This window comes from Mesorhizobium onobrychidis (assembly GCF_024707545.1).
GTDB lineage: Bacteria > Pseudomonadota > Alphaproteobacteria > Rhizobiales > Rhizobiaceae > Mesorhizobium > Mesorhizobium onobrychidis.
Genome location: NZ_CP062229.1, coordinates 786,930 through 803,574, shown reverse-complemented (window position 1 = coordinate 803,574; position 16,645 = coordinate 786,930). Strand labels below are relative to the sequence as shown.

The window sequence follows — 16,645 nt, the reverse complement described above, 5'->3', positions numbered from 1 at the left end:
GCTGTTCCGTTTTGCTGCTCCTTCGACCTTCAGGAGTTCGCCAACGCTGGCGCCATCGTCTTCTGCACCGCTGCGGTACTCAAAATTCACGGCATGGATCCATGCCGTTACATCAGCCGAAGAACCGCAATCCCTCTCTTGAGCCCGAGCCGCCCCCACTTCCACCTCTGCGGAACAGCGCACAACAACTGCGGAAACGCGAACACTTTTCCGCTGAATCCCGCACTATCATCACCTATGGCCAAAGGCGCCCGGCGGCCGCATCCGCCCCCGCGAAGCGGTCGACCGGGCGCCGACAGGGAGGATTCGACGATGAAGTTCATGTTGACCGACAGAGCGTTGCATCCGCAGGCCGAGCCCGTCGCCGACGGCTTCAAGAAGGGCAGCATGAACCGGCGCGAATATCTCGCCACCATGGCCGCGCTCGGCGTGAGCGCCGCCGGCGCGCTGGCGCTTGGCGGCCTTGCGCCCTCCCCGGCCAGGGCGCAGGAGCCGAAGCGCGGCGGCGTCTTGCGCGTCGCCATGAACGTCAAGGGCTGGAAGGACCCGCGCACCTTCGACGGCGTCGAAATGTCCAACGTCGCCCGCCAGTGCAACGAATATCTGGTGCGCTGGAACCGCGATTTCACCTTCGAGCCGTGGCTGCTTGAGAGCTGGGAGACCAGTGATGACGCTCGCGTGCTCACGCTGCACGTCCGCAAGGGCATCACCTGGTCGAACGGCGACACATTCAATGCCGACGATGTCGTCCACAATCTGACGCGCTGGTGCGATGCAAGCGTTGCCGGCAATTCGGTCGCCGAGCGCATGGGCGCGCTGGTCGACGCCGCCACCAAGAAACCGGTCGACGGCGGCATCGAGCGTGTCGACGACTTTACCGTCCTGCTCAATTTGCCGAAGCCCGACATTTCGCTGATTGCCGGCATGACCGACTATCCGGCGCTGATCATGCATCGCAGCTACGACGGCGAAGGCGATCCGCTGAAGGCGCTGGCGATCACCACTGGACCTTGCGAACTGGTGGCATGGGACGCCGAGGTCGGCGCCGAGGTTCGCCGCAGGGACAAGCCGTGGTGGAAAGGCGACTTCTGGCTCGACGGCATCCAATGGGTCGACTACGGCTCCGATCCCAATGCGATGTTCTCGGCCTTTGAATCGGGCGAGATCGACACCAACCACGAAACCGCCGCCGATACGGTTTCGCAAACCGACGCCATGGATCTGAGCAATTCGGAGCTTGCCACCGGCTCGACCATCGTCGCGCGCTTCAACGTCGGCAATCCGCCCTATGACGACATCAGGGTGCGGCGCGCCGCCCAGCTCGCCGTCGACAATGCCGCGATCCTGAAGATCGGCATGGACGACCGCGGCAAGCCGGCCGAGAACCACCATGTCGGCCCGATGCATGCCGAATACGCCGATATCGGTCCGGCCGTCCGCAACGTCGACGAAGCCAAGGCGCTGCTTGCCGAGGCCGGCAAATCCGACCACGAATACGACCTCATCTCCGTCGATGTCGACTGGCAGAAGAACACCGGCGATGCCATCGCCGCGCAGATGCGCGACGCCGGGCTGAAGGTCAAACGCACCGTGCTGCCGGCGGCGACGTTCTGGAACGACTGGAGCAAATATCCGTTCTCCTGCACCGAATGGCTTGGCCGGCCGCTGGGCGTCCAGGTGCTGGCGCTGGCCTACAGATCGGGTGCTGCCTGGAACGAGAGCGCTTATGCCAATCCGGAGTTCGACGCCTTGCTCGACAAGGCGCTGGCCACACCCGACGCCGGCGCCCGCAAGGAGATCATGGCCAAGATCGAGCAGAATCTGCGCGACTCCGGCATCATCATCCAGCCCTATTGGCGCTCGGTTTACCGGACGTTCCGCAAGGGCGTGCATGGCTGCGAGCAGCACCAGTCGCTGGAGCAGCATTTCGAAAAGGTTTGGCTCGAGGCGTGATCGCGGGCCTTTCCTTCTCCCCTTGTGGGCTAGCGTGCGCACACATCTGCTTCGGAGAGGTGTCAAGGGAGTTTGGTCGGGTAGCAGGTTTGGCTTGTGGGGTTGGAATCATGTGTGATTCTGTAGCTGCCATTGTTGATTCGGGAGATTTCGACGATGGCTTTGCTGCTTGGATACTTCGGCGACCTGCGCCTGCAAAAAAGGGGAGCATGGTGCTGGAGCGCATGTGCACGCGCGTCAGCGCGGGCCTGCGCAGGCTGGCCGATACGCGGGCGGAACAGATTGCGTTCACGCGGCTGTTTCGCAATCCCCAAGTGACGGTGCCGGAGATCGTGCGCACGGCGGCGGCGCGAACGGGCGAGGCGGCGGCCGGCCGCCATGTGCTGATCATTGAGGACAGCAGCGAGATCAACTATGAGGCCAAGGCCTCGCGCAAGCGCGGCCTCGGGCATGTCGGCAACGGCAAGGATGTCGGGCTGTTCGTCCACCCGGCGCTGGCCGTGGATGCCGCCGACGGCTCGGTGCTGGGGCTTGCGGCTGCCACGATCTGGCGGCGCCGGGGGCAGAAGGCGCACGACTACCAAGCCCTGCCGATCGAAGCCAAGGAAAGCTACAAATGGATCGCCACCGCCAAGGCGGCCCGCCAGGCGCTGACCGACACGCCGCTGGCTACCGTGATCGGCGACCGCGAGGCCGACATCTACGAAGTGCTGGCAAGGCTGCCTGACGAGCGCACGCATGTGCTCATCCGCGCCGTGCGCGACCGGGCTCTGGGTGAGCAGGGCGGCCGTCTGTTCGGCGAGATCGCCAAAACGCCGGAAGCCGGCCGGACCGCCTTCGAACTGCAGGCGCGTCCCGGCCGACCGGCGCGCAAGGTGCAACTGGCCGTTCGCTTCGCCGCGGTCGCCTTGCGCCAGCCGCGCCTTGGTGCCGACTGTCGCGATCCGCGCGAGATCACGCTCAACATGGTCGAAGTGCGCGAGATCGATCCGCCTTCGCCCAAGGAAGCGGTGATCTGGCGGCTGTTGACCACTCACGCGGTCAAAACGCTCGCCGACGCTTGCCGCATGGTCGATCTCTACCGGTTGCGCTGGACCGTCGAACAGCTGTTCCGAACCGTGAAGTCGCAGGCCATCGATCTGGAGGAAAGCCTGCTTGCCGATGGTGAGGCACTCGAACGGCTGGCCGCGACCGCGCTGATCGTCGCCACCAGGGTCATGCAACTCGTGCACGGGCGCGATGCCGCCGGCCAGGCCTTCAAGGCTGCACGCCTCTTCAGCCCCGCCGAGATCACCGTGCTGGAGGCGCTGATTGCCAGGCTCGAAGGCAAGACCCAAAAGCAGAACAACCCGCATCCGCAACACACGCTCGCCTGGGCCGCTTGGTGCATCGCCCGGCTGGGAGGGTGGAACGGCTACGCAAAGGAGCGGCCGCCAGGTCCCGTCACCTTCAGCAACGGCCTCAAACGCTTCCACGCCATCGCCGAGGGCTTCGCTCTTGCAAATCCAAACTAATCCCCGCCAAATCAGATGTGTGCGCACGCTAGCCCCTTGTGGGAGAAGGTGGATTGGCGCGCAGCGCCAAGACGGTTGAGGGGTGCTGGCCGGGGCGCGGTTGATGCCAAGCTGGAACACCCCTCATCCGACCGAGCTTCGCTCGGCCACCTTCTCCCACAAGGGGAGAAGGAAGAGCCGCGTGAAGCCTAACCCCGGAATGGCAAGAACATCGCCTGTACCGCCAACCTCGGAACATTGACGATCTCCGCGCCACACGGATTAGCGAGCGGCGCCCGATTTTGAAACCTCTCGTCCGAGACGCACCGTTTCCCGCACCAGCAGGTCCAGATCGTCGCGCCGGGTGCGGTGGTTGTTGATCGCCACACGCAGGCAATGCTGGCCGTGCACCGTCGTATCCGAAAGGGCTGCGATGCCTTCTTCCTGCAGCCTCAGCATGATCTCGGTGTTGAGTGCCTTCTGCCACTCTCCCGTCAGCCCGTCGCCGCGGTAGCGAAAACAGACGATGTTGATGTTCGGTGGCGCGACCCGTTCCAGCAGCGGCTCGGCCTCGATCAGCGCGCCGAGGTAATGTCCTTGCGCGATGTTCTGGTCGATCAGACGGCCGAATTTTTCGATGCCGTGCTCCTTCAGCGCCATCCACACTTTCAGCGCCCTGAAACCGCGTGAGGTCTGCAGGCCATAATCATGCAGCCATTGTCCGGAGGCTAGGCCGCGCGGCGTCGACTCCAGATATTCCGGTGTCACCGCGAACGTGCTGCGATGCGCCGAGGCGTCCCTGATCAGCACGCAGCCGACCTCGAACGGAGCGTGCAGCCATTTGTGCGGATCGAGCGCGATCGAGTCGGCGTGCTCGATGCCGGCAACACGATGGGAATTTTCCGGTGCAATGGCGATCAGCGCGCCGATGCAGCCGTCGACATGGAACCAGAGGTCCTCTTGCGCCGCCAGTCTTGCAAGCGCCTGCAGATCGTCGATCGCCCCGGTGTTCACCGTGCCTGCCGTGCCGATCACGCAGGCCGGCCGAAAACCCGCCTTGCGGTCCTCGGCGATCGCCGCCCGCAAGGCGTCGATGTCGATCCGCAGTCCGGCATCGGTCGGGATGCGTCGAAGCGCCCGGTTACCGAGGCCGAGCGCCTCCATCGCCTTGCGGTGGCAGGAGTGAAGCTGGTCCGAGCCATAGAAACGCAGCGGCTTTGCCATGGCGGCAACGCCATGCTCGCGCACGTCGATGCCGGCCTTGACGTTGCGCGCCACGGTCAGCCCGATGATGTTGGCCATCGAGCCGCCGCTGACCAGAGTGCCGCTGGCCGATTGGGGAAAACCCATCATCTGCTTGCACCAGTCGACGACCTGGCTGTCCATCAGAGCGGCGGCATGGTTGCCGCCGCCGAGGTTGGAGCCCTGGATCGCCGCCAGGAAATCGCCGAGCGCCCCGGTGAAATTGCTCGACCCCATGTACCAGGACCAGAAGCGCGGATGGATGTTGCCCATCGGATAGGCCATCACCTTCTCGGCGACCTCGTCATAGACTTGGGCAAGCGGTTGAGGCGACCGCGGCAGCGCTCCCGTGAAGAAGGCTTTCACCTCTTCAGGCATGTCCTGCCACACCGGGCGTTCGCGGACATCGCGCAGATAGTCGACGGCATCGTCGACGATCCGGTGCGACAGCGCCTGAACATCGGCCCAGTCGATCGGGTCGAGCGTTTCTTCGGCAACCATACCGGCCGTACTGGCGGCTTTCAGCACTGCGTCCATCTGCGTCGCTCCCGTATGCCGTTACTCGGCCGGGAACTGGCAGCCCGGCGTCGAGCGCGAGAGGGCAATCTCCTCCGCGTCCATCTCGGCTTCGATGCCGTCGAACAGCGGCGTCGTCATGTAGCGTTCGCCGGTGTCGGGAAGCATGCACAGGATCACCGAGCCGGGTGCGGCTTTCTCGGCGATCTGGCGCGCCACCGCAAAAGTGGCTCCGCCGGAGATGCCGGTGAAAATCCCTTCCTTTTGCGCCAGCGCCTTGGCCCATTTGATGCCCTCCGGCCCGGGAACAGGCACGACGTCGTCATAGAGACTGGCGTCGACCGCCTCCTGCAGGACGTTGGGGATGAAATCCGGGGTCCAGCCCTGGATCGGGTGCGGCTCGAAGGCCGGGTGGCTGGCGGCCGGCGCGCCGTCGGCGCCGCGCTCCTGCGCCTTGCCGCTGCCGATCAGCTGGGCATTGGCGGGCTCGGCCAGAACGATCCTGGTCTCCGGACGCTCGCGGCGCAGCACGCGCCCGACGCCGACGACGGTGCCGCCGGTTCCGTAGCCGGTGACGAAGCAGTCGAGCCGCGATCCGGTGAAATCGTTGATGATCTCGCGCGCCGTCGTCGCCTCGTGAATGGCGGCATTGGCCTTGGTCTCGAACTGGCGGGCCAGGAACCAGCCATTGGCCCCGGCGAGCTCGACCGCCTTGTTGTACATGCCAAAACCCTTCTGGGCGCGCGGCGTCAGCACCACCTTGGCGCCCAGCATGCGCATCAGCTTGCGGCGCTCGATGGAGAAACTGTCGGCCATCGTCACCACCAGCGGATAACCCTTCTGCGCGCAGACCATGGCCAGCCCGATGCCGGTGTTGCCGCTGGTTGCCTCGACGACGGTCTGGCCCGGCTTCAAGGCGCCGCTGCGCTCGCCCTCCTCGATGATGTTGAGCGCCAGCCGGTCCTTCACCGACGCTGCCGGATTGAAGAACTCGGCCTTCACATAGATCGTCACATGATCGGGGCCGAGATTGTTGACCCTGATCACCGGCGTATCGCCGACCGTGTCGATAATGCTGTCGAACAGGCGGCCGCGCCCGGCCGTGGTTCTGATTTTCCGTTGCTGCAACATGTCTGCTCTCCTCTTTTTTATTGTTGTCACGAGTTGTTGTTGTCACGAGCCGGTTACAAACCGGCGGCTTGGGCGGCGAGGTTTCGAGACCTTGCCGCAGTACGGTTGCTTTGCCGGCATGTGGCCCGGAAAAGGGCGATGCTAGCAGCCGGCGCGGAAATTCGTTGCCGGATGCACTCTATCGCTTTCGATGGTAGAACAGAGGACAACTGGCCAGCGTGGGAGCAAGCGTGGAAACGCACGTGGAATCCGCTCGATCGAGCCTGGACGGCGCAACGGCCGGGCTGTCCGTGCGGCTGCTCGGACCGCTGACGGTCATCCGCGACGGCGCCACCCTGCAACTGCCGGCATCGCGCAAGCTGCGCGCGCTCTTCGCCTATCTGGCGCTTGCGCCGCATGCCGTCGGCCGCAGCCGTTTGTGCGAGCTGCTGTGGGATGTGCCGAACGATCCGAGGGGCGAGCTTCGCTGGTGCCTCAGCAAGCTCAGGGGCGTCCTCGACGAACCGGATCGCCGCAGGATCGAAACGCCTGGCGACACGATCGCGCTTCATCTGAAAGGTGTTTCCGTCGACGCGATCGACATCGCCTCGGCGGCCGCTAAAGGCATCGAGACGCTCGATCTGCAGCGGCTGCAGGCCCTGTCCGGACTGTTCGTCGGCGATTTCCTCGATGGGCTGGAGATCGACCGCAGCCCGCATTTCAACAGCTGGCTGATCGCGCAACGCCGCCGCTTCAGCTCGTGGCATGCCGCCATCCTGGAACATCTCGTCAACAAGCTTCCGGCGGATGCCGACGAAATGTCCGCGCACCTGGAGAAATGGGTGGAACTCGCTCCCTTCGACGGGCGTGCGCATCTGGCTCTTCTGACAAGGCTGGCGCAGCGCGGCCAGATCGCCGCCTGCGAGGAACATCTCGCTTCCACAGCGCAGCTGTTTGCTTCGGAGGATCTGGATTTCGAACCCGTTCGTGAGGCATGGCGGACGATCCGCAGCGAGCGACCTGCCGCGACGCTCTGGGCGCGACCGGCACTCCTGCCCGTGGTCCCGCAAGCGGAAATTATGCTTCCCGATTCCGGTGTTGTTGCATCGTGCAAGACCTCGCTCGCGATAATGCCGTTTGTCGAGGAGGCGGCTGTCGGCGACCCTCGCGGCGGCCCCTCTCGCGGTGGATTGGCCGACGGCCTCACCCACGACATCATCACCCGCCTGGCCAAGCTCAGGGATTTCTTCGTCATCGCCCGCGGCTCCGTCTTTGCGCTGGCGGAAAAAAACATCGCGCCGGAAGATGCCGGTCGGCGGCTGAACGTCGATTATGTCGCCACCGGCACGGTGCGCAGCCAGGCAGGCCGCGTCGTGGTCAGCGTGGAACTTGTAGAGGTCCGCACGGCCAGGATCGTCTGGGCCGAGACGTTCGAACGCAAGCCCGACGATATCTTTGCCGTCCTCGACGATATCGGCAACAGCATCGTCTCGTCGATCTCAGCCGAGATCGAGATGGTCGAGCGCAACCGCGCCATGCTGAAAGCCCCCAACTCGCTGAATGCCTGGGAGGCCTACCATCGTGGTCTCTGGCATATGTATCGCTTCACCCGCACCGAAAACCAACAGGCCCGGCATTTCTTCGGCATGGCCCTGAAGCTCGATCCGACCTTCGCCCGCGCCTATGCCGGCCTGTCATTCACCCATTGGCAGAACGCTTTTCAGCGCTGGGGAGACCGCGACCAGGAAAGCGCGCTCGCCTTCGAGGCGGCCGGCCAAAGTCTTCTGGTCGACGGTCACAATCCGGCCGCCCACTGGGCCATGGGCCGGGCGCTGTGGCTGCGCGGCGAGCAGGACGGCTCTCTCATCGAGCTGGAACGGGCCGTCGACCTCAGCCCGAATTTCGCGCTCGGCCACTACGCTCTCTCTTTCGTCCATTCCCAGTCGGGTGATCCGAACGCGGCGATCGGTTCATCCGACCATTCGCGCCATCTGAGCCCGTTCGATCCGCTGCTGTTCGGCATGCTCGGCGCCAGGGCGATGGCGCATGTCCGGCTCGGCCAGTTCGATGAGGCCGCCGAATGGGCGCTGAAGGCAGCCGCCCGGCCCAATGCCCATGCCATCATCCTGGCGATCGCAGCTCACTGCCTCGCGCTGGCGGGGCGGCTTGACGAGGCGCGAAATTTTTCCGCCGCGCTGCGCAAGACGCTGCCGAACTACTGTGCCGATGATTTCATCGGCACCTTCCGGTTCGAGCCGGACGCCGAGGCTATGTTCCGGCAGGGCGCCAAGCGGATCGGGCTGGGCTGATCCAACCCAGCTCGGGCCTGCTTCAAGCGGTCAAGGCCGTGATCCTCACCGACCGACAACCGAACAAAAGCCCCGCAATCGGCCAGGAAAGCCGCGTTCTTTGCAGCTATATGCCGAGCATCGTCTTGGCTTGGTTGAGCGCAGCCTCTGACCCTGCATGATCGCCGGCCGCGTGCAATGTCTCGCCTTGGGCGCGCAGTTCTTTGACTTTGGTCATATCGGCCTCGGGCAGCGTCGCGGTCGGCAACGCCGCGTCGATCGCGGCCATGATGGTCGGGCATTTATTTGCAAAGGCTGTCGCAGGAACGACCGCCAGGAAAACCGCAAGCGAAATTGATCGTAACATGGACGTTTCTCCATTGCCGGAACACGCCGCATCGACGACCGGCCTAGGAATGGTACAGCCAATGCCCGAATGTGCCAATGACGATGATGGCGCCGGGTTGAGGCAAGCTGCGGCCGGCCGGGCTTTTTCTCGGGGTTTCTGAACCTTTCACCACAGCTGGTCGCCACCGACATCGTGACGCCCGAAACCGACGCCAGGTTCGCGGCAATCGTCAGATCGTCGCAAAATTCCTCAGGCAGAGCGGATCAGGTGGGCTGAACGGATTTAACATTGCCGTCCGTATCGACAAGGCAGCTTGTCTTTTTGCCGCTGGCATCGAGTTCGACCTGATAGGTTTTGGGATCGATCTTGCTCGATGAAACCGGAAGTATTTTGGTGCTATCGGCGCCGCTCGCCTTGGCGACCGCGTCGGCGCAAAGCAGCTGAAGGTCCGCCGGGGCCGTCTCGACCTGGGTCCTGGACATCTGGTCCTGAGGAGGCGGCGGCGGCGCGCTGACGCAAGCGCTCAAGGGCCCCACCAGGAATCCAATTGCTATTGCCCGGATCGAAGTTCTCACTGCACGTTTTGTCGACATTGCCTGGTCCCTCTCCAAATGCCGCTTCACACACTCCGGCTTCACACACCCTTGTAAAGTGCCGCCCCCTGCATGAGAACGATGACCTTGGCCCCAACCTTGACGCGGGATGCCAGATCGGTGATGTCGTCATTCCTCATCCGGATACACCCTGATGACACGTCGAGCCCGATCGTCCAGGGCTCCGGCGTGCCGTGTATCCGATAGATCGTGTCCTGGTCGCGCTCATACAGATAGAGCGCCCTGGCGCCGAGCGGATTGTCAGGCCCCCCCGGCATGCCTGCCGCATGTTTGACCGCATTCGGATCACGAGCGATCATTTCGGCCGGAGGTGTCCAGGTCGGCCATTCCGCCATGCGGCCGACGCGCACGATGCCGGCCCATCCAAACCCTTCCCGGCCCACCCCGATACCGTAGCGCATGGCGCGCTGACCCGGCTGCACAAGGTAGAGAAAATGCTGGTTGCCATCGATGATGATCGTACCCGGCACTTCCGCGGTGCGGAACTTGACCATCTGCGGGCGAAACGCCTCGGGGACTTCATTATGCGCGGCATAGTATTTGCGCGCTTTCTTCTTGTCGTATTCGACCCACTTATGGGTCTGCGGATCGAATACCTGCGTCTGAGCGGCATACACCAGTGTCGCGCCGATCGCGGTCAAGGCAAGCGCTGTGCCAAGAACCAGGCGGCGACCAGCTATTCTGCGATCATTGCTTTTCGGAGTGACGGACCGGTTTGCGAGCGAAAGGGTCATGTTCGTCCCTGTCCCTTATTTCGACCAGGCGTTCAGCCGGTCTTGATGATTTGCAACCCAGGCCTGCGCGTATTTGGCGGGATCCTGCCGATCGACCTGCAATGCGTAGCTCATCTCGGTGACCTCCTCTGCGGTAAAGTCGATATTGGAGAGGAAGGCCGCCACCTTCGGCAGGCGCGCAGCCGTCGAGGACGCAAACCCGATGTAGAAATGCGATGCGTCCCACGCCACCGGCGCCTCCGATTTCGACAGCCAGTCAGGGTCGTCGCTCGGCATCACTATGTGCCACTTGGCGGGATCATATTTCGGCTCAGTCAATTCGACGATATCATGGAGCTCGAAAATGTGGTGCGGACTGTAGCAGTAGAATGCGATCGGTTGCCCGGTTGCCGCGGCCGCATCGACTGCAGCCATTGCCATATCTTCCGGCATTTGAAGGAGCGTCATCGTTTTTTCATAGCCGTAGCTCTTTGCCCGTATCTTCTCGATGCTCGTCGACGACCAGCCCAGCGCGCCAATCCACATTTCGCCCTTGCCGTCGCCGTCGGTGTCGAACACGGTCGCCTTTTTCGGATCCGCCAGATCTGAAATGTCCTTGATGCCATATTTGTCCGCAGTCTCGCGCGTGACGCATATGCCCTGCGCGGCCGGCACACCCTTGGGGCTGAGGTCAACGGTCTTGCGCCCGTCGACGTACTTCTTGACGAGTGAATCGAAATTGGGAAGCCAGACTTCCGGATAGATGTCGACCTCACCCCTATCCATGCCGGCAAAGGCAATAAGCGTCCCCATCTCGCGCACATCGGCATCGAGCCCGAAATGTTCCTTCAGGCTGACCTTGAGAATGTTTGCCGTCGCCTGGCCCGACGGCCAGTTCGGCATCGCAATGACGAGATCAGCCGCGTGGAGCGGGGCCGCCAGCATCGTCAATGCGGCCAGCGACATTCTGCGCAGGCACTGCCGAAATCGGTTGTGCATTTTCTTCCCCCTCGCTTCGGTGCTGAAACTAACCGGGACGGGAACAATCTGTCACGGCAAGCACCGGGTTGTGACACCAGCCCCCATCTGCCGACGGCAACTGCTGAAGGTGCGGCAGTGCATTCGCCAAAGAGAGCGCCGTCACATGCCGCCCCTGCACGCTACGCGATGACATTCCGTATGGGAAGATGCTCAAAACGCGGCCGCCAATGTTTAGGATGTCCGCGGTGGCGGTCAAGGCCGCCGAGAATCCGAGATGGCCAATACCAGTGAAATGATGCAGGTTCTTCTGGACCACGTGGCAAGCAGGCCGCTAAGTAGACGCAGCTTCCTGGTTTCAGCATATGGACCCTCTTGGGTAATACAAATTGAAAATTGCGCCCTCATGTTTCAAAACAGGTCGGTAGATTCGCGAGAATGGTTTCGTGCGGGTCACCGACGGTCCTCAAGCCGAGAATTCTAAAAGACTTTCAACAATGACCCAGCACGTACAAAATGCTCGAATTCTCATGTACAGCCACGACACGTTCGGGCTCGGCCACTTGCAGCGCTGCCGGACGATCGCGCATTCGCTGGTTGAGGATTTCCGCGGACTTCAGGTGCTTATCATTTCGGGTGCGACTATCGCTGGCGCCTTCGACTACCGCGCCCGTGTCGACTTCGTGAAGATCCCCAGCGTCATCAAGTTGCGCAACGGCGAATACACCTCGCTGGAAAAGGATATCGATCTGCATGAGACGCTAAGGATGCGCCAGTCGATCATCCGCCACACAGCCGAGACCTTCCGGCCGGATATCTTCATCGTCGACAAGGAACCGCTCGGCCTGCGCGGTGAGATCGAGGACACGCTGTCCTACCTCAAGACGCGGGGCACCACGCTCGTGCTTGGCCTGCGCGAGGTGATGGACGCGCCGCATCTGCTCGAAGCGGAGTGGGCACGCAGGGATGTGATGCGCAAGATAGGCCTGTTCTACGACAAGGTCTGGGTCTATGGTCCGCCGGATTTCTACGATCCGTTGACCGGCTTGGATGTGCCGCCGGCGGTCAGGGCAAAGATGAAGTTCGTCGGTTTCCTGCAACGGAGCCTGCAGAAGAACGAGTTGCCCGGCCACCGGCCCGAGGGCGACTATATCCTCGTTACCACCGGTGGCGGCGGTGACGGCGCCGAACTGATCCACAGCGTCATCGATGCCTATCAGCAGGATCCGCAATTGCAGCATAGGGCGCTGATCGTGCTTGGGCCTTACATGCCGGCGCGCAAGCGCAACAAGCTGCTCAAGAAGGGGTCCAAGATCCCCTATATCAAGATCATCGAGTTCGACAACCGCATGGAAGAGCTGATTGCCGGCGCCAAGGCGGTAGTGGCGATGGGCGGTTACAACACCTATTGCGAGATACTGTCTTTCGACAAGCCGGCGCTGATCGTGCCGCGCGTCAAGCCCCGCGAGGAACAACTGATCCGAGCACGGCGCGCAGCCGAACTCGGCCTCATCGAGATGCTTTTGCCGGAAGAAGCCGAGGATTCCCAGCGGTTTGCCAATGCACTGGAGGTGCTGCCGGACCGGCCCGGCCCATCGCAGAGCCATCCGCATCTGACGCTGGAAGGGCTGCCTCACATTTCCGAAATCGTCGCGGAACTGCTCGACCGGCGGGGCGGCCATCACCTTTCGGTCATTGAAGGCATGAACTGAGTTGCAACATCGCAAGATCGTCGTGGTTCTGAAGGGCTATCCGCGGCTGTCGGAAACCTTCATCGCGCAGGAACTGCTCGGTCTGGAGCGTGCGGGGTTCGACCTGATACTCGTCGCGCTCAGGCGGCCGACCGACGCAAAACGCCACCCCGTGCATGACGAGATCAAAGCGCCCGTCCATTATCTGCCGGAATATCTGCATGAAGAGCCGCTGCGCGTGGTTCGCTCGCTGTTTGCTTATCTGCTGCGGCCGGGCTTCTGGCGCGCGCTCGGATCGCTGGCTACCGATATCCGCCGCGACTTTACGCGCAATCGCGCGCGCCGCTTCGGGCAAGCGCTCGTGCTGGCGGCCGAATGGCCGGAAGGCGCGAGCTGGCTGCATGCACATTTCGCGCACACACCGGCATCGGTGACGCGCTATGCCAGCCAGCTTCGTGGCCTGCCCTGGAGCTGCTCGGCCCATGCCAAGGACATCTGGACTTCGGCGGACTGGGATCTGGCTGGCAAGCTTTCCTCGGCGCGCTGGACGGTCACTTGCACGAAAGCCGGCTTCGACCGTCTGAAAAAACTCGCTAACGGCAACTCGTCTGTGCATCTGAGCTATCATGGGCTCGACCTTGATCGCTTCGGCGGTTTCGGCGAGGCGCGAAATCAGCATGACGGCTCGGCGCCGGATGAACCGGTTATCGTTCTGAGTGTCGGGCGCGCCGTTGAAAAGAAAGGTTACGATACCTTGCTGGAGGCCCTTGCCCTCTTGCCTGGTGATTTGGCGTGGCGTTTCGAGCATATCGGCGGCGGCGAGGAACTGGAACGGTTCAGGGCGCTGGCGCAAAAGCTCGGCCTGGATGGTCGCGTCTCTTGGAAAGGCGCGCTTGCGCAGGAGGAGGTGCTTGAGCACTACCGCTGCGCCGACATCTTCGCCCTGGCCTGCAGGATCGCCGCAAATGGCGACCGGGACGGTCTGCCGAATGTTCTGGTGGAGGCGGCTAGCCAGCGGCTTGCCTGCGTGTCGACCGATATTTCCGGCGTGCCGGAGCTTTTATCGCCGGATGAAACCGGGCTGCTGGTTCCGACGGAAGACCCAATTGCCCTGGCACAGGCGCTGGAGCGCCTGATCCGTGATCCCGTGCTGCGCGCCCGCCTCGGCGACGCCGCAGAGCGGCGCGTGCGCGGCAATTTCGATCATATGGCAAGCATTGGACAGCTCAAGGAACTGTTCGAGCGGGAGTGGCAGGCCGCCGAATGAAGCGGCTGCGCGCTTTCTTCTATGTCCAGCACCTGCTCGGTATCGGCCATCTCGCGCGCGCCAGCCGCATTGCGGCGGCTCTGGTTGATGACGGGTTTGACGTAACCGTCGTGACCGGCGGAGCGCCGATCGCGGGGTTTCCGGGACTGGGTGTAAAATCTGTAACCCTGCCACCTGTCACCTCCGGTGATGAAGGATTTTCCGGACTTGTCGACCTGCAGGGCAAACCCATCGACGATGATTTCAAGACATGGCGTTCAGAGATGCTGCTGCAGGCATTCCGGGATTGCAGGCCTGATATCGTCATTGTCGAGGCGTTTCCATTTGGACGCCGGCAGATGCGTTTCGAACTCCTGCCGCTGATCGAGGCCATCGACGCGACGTCGCCCAGACCGCTGCTGGCGACGTCCGTCCGTGATATCCTTCAGGAGCGCGTCAAGCCGGGCCGAAACGAGGAAACGGTCGATCTGGTCAACAGGCATTTCGACCTTGTCATGGTCCACGGCGATCCGGCTTTCGCAACCATCGACAAGACATTTCCACTGGCTGGGGCGATCAGGGCCGAGGTCACCTACACAGGGCTCGTTGCCGCGCCGCCATCGCCCGCGGCCTCCGAGCGCTTCGACGTTCTGGTGTCGGTTGGCGGCGGGGCTGCCGGAAAGAGCCTTGTCAGCTCCACCATCGCAGCGGCGCGGAATGCCAACAACGCTTGGAAATGGTGTTTGATCACCGGCCCAAACCTGCCGAAAGACGAGTTTGACGCGATCGCACGCGATGCCACGCCGGTCCTGTCCATCTTCCGGTTCCGCGAGGATTTCGCCAGCCTGCTGACCGGCGCCCGCCTGTCAGTCTCGCAGGCGGGTTACAACACGGTCTGCGATGTCCTGCGCGCGGGTTGTCGCTCTCTGCTCGTTCCATTTGCAGCCGGCGGGGAAACCGAACAGACGGTTCGCAGCCTGATGCTCGAAGAACTCGGTCTTGCAACGGTGCTGATGGAAAAGGACCTAACGCCTGAAGGTTTGGCGCAAGCGATCGAACAGGCGCTTGTGGGACCGACGCCAGCCGCGCATCGTCTCGATCTGGAAGGCGCGCGCCGCTCGGCGCAAATCCTGCGCGAGAGGTATCGAACATGGTCCCTAAAAGTGGGGCCTGGTTTCGGAAAAGTTCATGACCAAACAGACGATAGATGCTAACGCGCCACGTCTGGTGAGATTCGTGCAACGCGCTTCAAGTCCTTGTTTTATGCACGTCGTTGTCCTAAAACCGCTACGCACCCTCGGGTCAGGCTCGAGGGCATGCTTTTGGGCGAAATGCATTAAACAGTTCCAATCAGCATGAAGCGCCTATAATTTTTTGTCGGCAGTTCGCCGGAGAACCGCACCTCCCGTAGCGCCGCCATTGCTTCGAAGGCTGCAAGTGAAGCCACGCAGTTGATGTGCGTCGGCTCGCTGAAATAATCGTTCGATTGCAGCAGTACATTCGTGCCCCGCGGAAGCAGAGCAAGCCAGGCGCGCAGATCGGCTATGTGTTCGCAGCTCGTATTGACCATCAGGTCGGGCCGCCCGGCCGCATAGTCGAGTGCGTACATATCTGCCGTCAGCGCCCGGAACCGGTCGCCGGCTTCCCGGTTGAGGGTCCGGGCGACCGGCGCGACTTCGGGATCGATGTCGATGCTATCGACCGCCGCGATGTCGAAGCGGGCGTCGTTGAAAAGCATCGCCGGCAATACGCCGTACCATCCACCCAGAACCCATATGCGCCCGAACCGGCCGCCGCAGCTTTCGAACAGCCTGTCGAGCGCCCACATCTTGCAGGCGACCTGCTTGTGGTTGAAGGCGTTGGCGATATCGGCCTTCGGATGCTTGGTGATGACGCGCGCCAGCCCTGCCACCAGAGGGCAGTTGACATAGGCAGCAATTCCCCGCGTGAGGTCCAAGGCTTGCTCGTGCCAGTCCATGCCGGCATTGCGTGGTTGCGTGACATCCATCATATTGGTCTTGTATGTTGGGATTTCGGGCGACACAACGCAATCTTGCCTCCCGCAAGGCTGTTTGATTCGCGGACGTGATTATGCTGCAAGCGGCTTCGCCATTGCCCGGTGCCGGAGAGAGCCTGTTGCATCTGTCCGGACCATCGGCGTCCATCCGCCAGCACCAGCGGCGCAGCTGCGGCCTCGTGCTGCTCGGCTATTCGCCAAAACACTACGGAAGCCGCGAACCGTTTGGCCAGCTGCTTTCTTCGCTGATCAACAATGCCCATGTCGTTGTCATCGACCATGCGCCGGAACTGGATCGCGCCGCCTCGCAGGTTCCTTCCATCGTTGAGCGCAGGACAATCTCCGTGCGCTGCAGCTTCGAGCTTGTCGTTGGCGACGAAGAAATTGCCGATACGCCATTCGCCAGCAGGTGCCTTTACATCCTGCATCCTTCCA

14 protein-coding genes are annotated in these 16,645 nt (G+C 62.6%); 6 read left to right on the top strand and 8 right to left on the bottom strand.

Annotated elements, in window-relative coordinates; translation table 11 throughout:
• The first annotated feature begins 312 nt into the window (after positions 1-312).
• Positions 313-1,953: an ABC transporter substrate-binding protein gene (locus IHQ72_RS03815; RefSeq protein ID WP_258121244.1), complete on the top strand. Its 1,641-nt coding sequence runs from the start codon at positions 313-315 to the stop codon at positions 1,951-1,953.
• Positions 1,954-2,162: 209 nt separating this feature from the next.
• Positions 2,163-3,467 carry an IS4 family transposase gene (locus tag IHQ72_RS03810; protein ID WP_258117880.1) on the top strand — a complete coding sequence of 435 codons (1,305 nt, stop codon included), beginning with the start codon at positions 2,163-2,165 and terminating at the stop codon, positions 3,465-3,467.
• A gap of 261 nt (positions 3,468-3,728) precedes the next feature.
• Here the strand turns inward: IHQ72_RS03810 and IHQ72_RS03805 are convergent, their stop codons facing one another.
• The gene (locus IHQ72_RS03805; RefSeq protein ID WP_258121243.1) at positions 3,729-5,225 is read right to left on the bottom strand and encodes a pyridoxal phosphate-dependent decarboxylase family protein; all 1,497 of its coding nucleotides are present in this window, start codon (positions 5,223-5,225) and stop codon (positions 3,729-3,731) included.
• 21 nt (positions 5,226-5,246) lie between these two features.
• Positions 5,247-6,335: a PLP-dependent cysteine synthase family protein gene (locus tag IHQ72_RS03800; RefSeq protein WP_258121242.1), complete on the bottom strand. Its 1,089-nt coding sequence runs from the start codon at positions 6,333-6,335 to the stop codon at positions 5,247-5,249.
• Positions 6,336-6,565: 230 nt separating this feature from the next.
• Between IHQ72_RS03800 and IHQ72_RS03795 the strand changes: the two genes are divergently transcribed.
• On the top strand, positions 6,566-8,623 hold the full coding sequence (locus IHQ72_RS03795; RefSeq protein WP_258121241.1) for a BTAD domain-containing putative transcriptional regulator: 2,058 nt from the start codon (positions 6,566-6,568) through the stop codon (positions 8,621-8,623).
• Positions 8,624-8,729: 106 nt separating this feature from the next.
• Here the strand turns inward: IHQ72_RS03795 and IHQ72_RS03790 are convergent, their stop codons facing one another.
• From IHQ72_RS03790 to IHQ72_RS03775, 4 genes are all read right to left on the bottom strand, one after another.
• On the bottom strand, positions 8,730-8,969 hold the full coding sequence (locus IHQ72_RS03790; protein WP_258121240.1) for a PA2433 domain-containing protein: 240 nt from the start codon (positions 8,967-8,969) through the stop codon (positions 8,730-8,732).
• A gap of 245 nt (positions 8,970-9,214) precedes the next feature.
• On the bottom strand, positions 9,215-9,433 hold the full coding sequence (locus IHQ72_RS03785; protein WP_374120331.1) for a hypothetical protein: 219 nt from the start codon (positions 9,431-9,433) through the stop codon (positions 9,215-9,217).
• A gap of 152 nt (positions 9,434-9,585) precedes the next feature.
• Positions 9,586-10,299 carry a L,D-transpeptidase gene (locus IHQ72_RS03780; RefSeq protein ID WP_258121238.1) on the bottom strand — a complete coding sequence of 238 codons (714 nt, stop codon included), beginning with the start codon at positions 10,297-10,299 and terminating at the stop codon, positions 9,586-9,588.
• 15 nt (positions 10,300-10,314) lie between these two features.
• Positions 10,315-11,277, bottom strand: coding sequence for an ABC transporter substrate-binding protein (locus IHQ72_RS03775; protein WP_258121237.1), 963 nt, complete (start codon positions 11,275-11,277; stop codon positions 10,315-10,317).
• A 476-nt stretch (positions 11,278-11,753) separates the two neighbouring features.
• Between IHQ72_RS03775 and IHQ72_RS03770 the strand changes: the two genes are divergently transcribed.
• From IHQ72_RS03770 to IHQ72_RS03760, 3 genes are read left to right on the top strand one after another with little or no spacing between them, the layout of a single operon-like run.
• On the top strand, positions 11,754-12,968 hold the full coding sequence (locus IHQ72_RS03770; protein WP_258121236.1) for a glycosyltransferase family protein: 1,215 nt from the start codon (positions 11,754-11,756) through the stop codon (positions 12,966-12,968).
• 1 nt (position 12,969) lies between these two features.
• A complete protein-coding gene (locus IHQ72_RS03765) occupies positions 12,970-14,214 on the top strand; it encodes a glycosyltransferase (protein WP_258121235.1) in 1,245 nt (414 codons plus the stop codon).
• On the top strand, positions 14,211-15,407 hold the full coding sequence (locus tag IHQ72_RS03760; RefSeq protein ID WP_258121234.1) for a glycosyltransferase family protein: 1,197 nt from the start codon (positions 14,211-14,213) through the stop codon (positions 15,405-15,407). The genes IHQ72_RS03765 and IHQ72_RS03760 overlap by 4 nt, the downstream gene beginning before the upstream one ends.
• A gap of 122 nt (positions 15,408-15,529) precedes the next feature.
• Here the strand turns inward: IHQ72_RS03760 and IHQ72_RS03755 are convergent, their stop codons facing one another.
• Positions 15,530-16,201 carry a class I SAM-dependent methyltransferase gene (locus IHQ72_RS03755; RefSeq protein ID WP_258123722.1) on the bottom strand — a complete coding sequence of 224 codons (672 nt, stop codon included), beginning with the start codon at positions 16,199-16,201 and terminating at the stop codon, positions 15,530-15,532.
• Positions 16,201-16,638, bottom strand: a complete 438-nt coding sequence (locus IHQ72_RS03750; protein WP_258121233.1) for a hypothetical protein — start codon at positions 16,636-16,638, stop codon at positions 16,201-16,203. The genes IHQ72_RS03755 and IHQ72_RS03750 overlap by 1 nt, the downstream gene beginning before the upstream one ends.
• Positions 16,639-16,645 lie beyond the last annotated feature (7 nt).

Excerpts from the sequence above, each read along its gene's own strand:
- IHQ72_RS03770 (WP_258121236.1), top strand. The coding sequence starts at position 11,754 with ATGACCCAGCACGTACAAAATGCTCGAATTCTCATGTACAGCCACGAC.
- IHQ72_RS03815 (WP_258121244.1), top strand. The coding sequence starts at position 313 with ATGAAGTTCATGTTGACCGACAGAGCGTTGCATCCGCAGGCCGAGCCC.
- IHQ72_RS03800 (WP_258121242.1), bottom strand. The coding sequence starts at position 6,335 with ATGTTGCAGCAACGGAAAATCAGAACCACGGCCGGGCGCGGCCGCCTG.
- IHQ72_RS03810 (WP_258117880.1), top strand. The coding sequence starts at position 2,163 with ATGGTGCTGGAGCGCATGTGCACGCGCGTCAGCGCGGGCCTGCGCAGG.
- IHQ72_RS03775 (WP_258121237.1), bottom strand. The coding sequence starts at position 11,277 with ATGCACAACCGATTTCGGCAGTGCCTGCGCAGAATGTCGCTGGCCGCA.
- IHQ72_RS03780 (WP_258121238.1), bottom strand. The coding sequence starts at position 10,299 with ATGACCCTTTCGCTCGCAAACCGGTCCGTCACTCCGAAAAGCAATGAT.
- IHQ72_RS03755 (WP_258123722.1), bottom strand. The coding sequence starts at position 16,201 with ATGGATGTCACGCAACCACGCAATGCCGGCATGGACTGGCACGAGCAA.
- IHQ72_RS03805 (WP_258121243.1), bottom strand. The coding sequence starts at position 5,225 with ATGGACGCAGTGCTGAAAGCCGCCAGTACGGCCGGTATGGTTGCCGAA.
- IHQ72_RS03750 (WP_258121233.1), bottom strand. The coding sequence starts at position 16,638 with ATGCAGGATGTAAAGGCACCTGCTGGCGAATGGCGTATCGGCAATTTC.
- IHQ72_RS03760 (WP_258121234.1), top strand. The coding sequence starts at position 14,211 with ATGAAGCGGCTGCGCGCTTTCTTCTATGTCCAGCACCTGCTCGGTATC.
- IHQ72_RS03790 (WP_258121240.1), bottom strand. The coding sequence starts at position 8,969 with ATGTTACGATCAATTTCGCTTGCGGTTTTCCTGGCGGTCGTTCCTGCG.
- IHQ72_RS03785 (WP_374120331.1), bottom strand. The coding sequence starts at position 9,433 with ATGTCCAGGACCCAGGTCGAGACGGCCCCGGCGGACCTTCAGCTGCTT.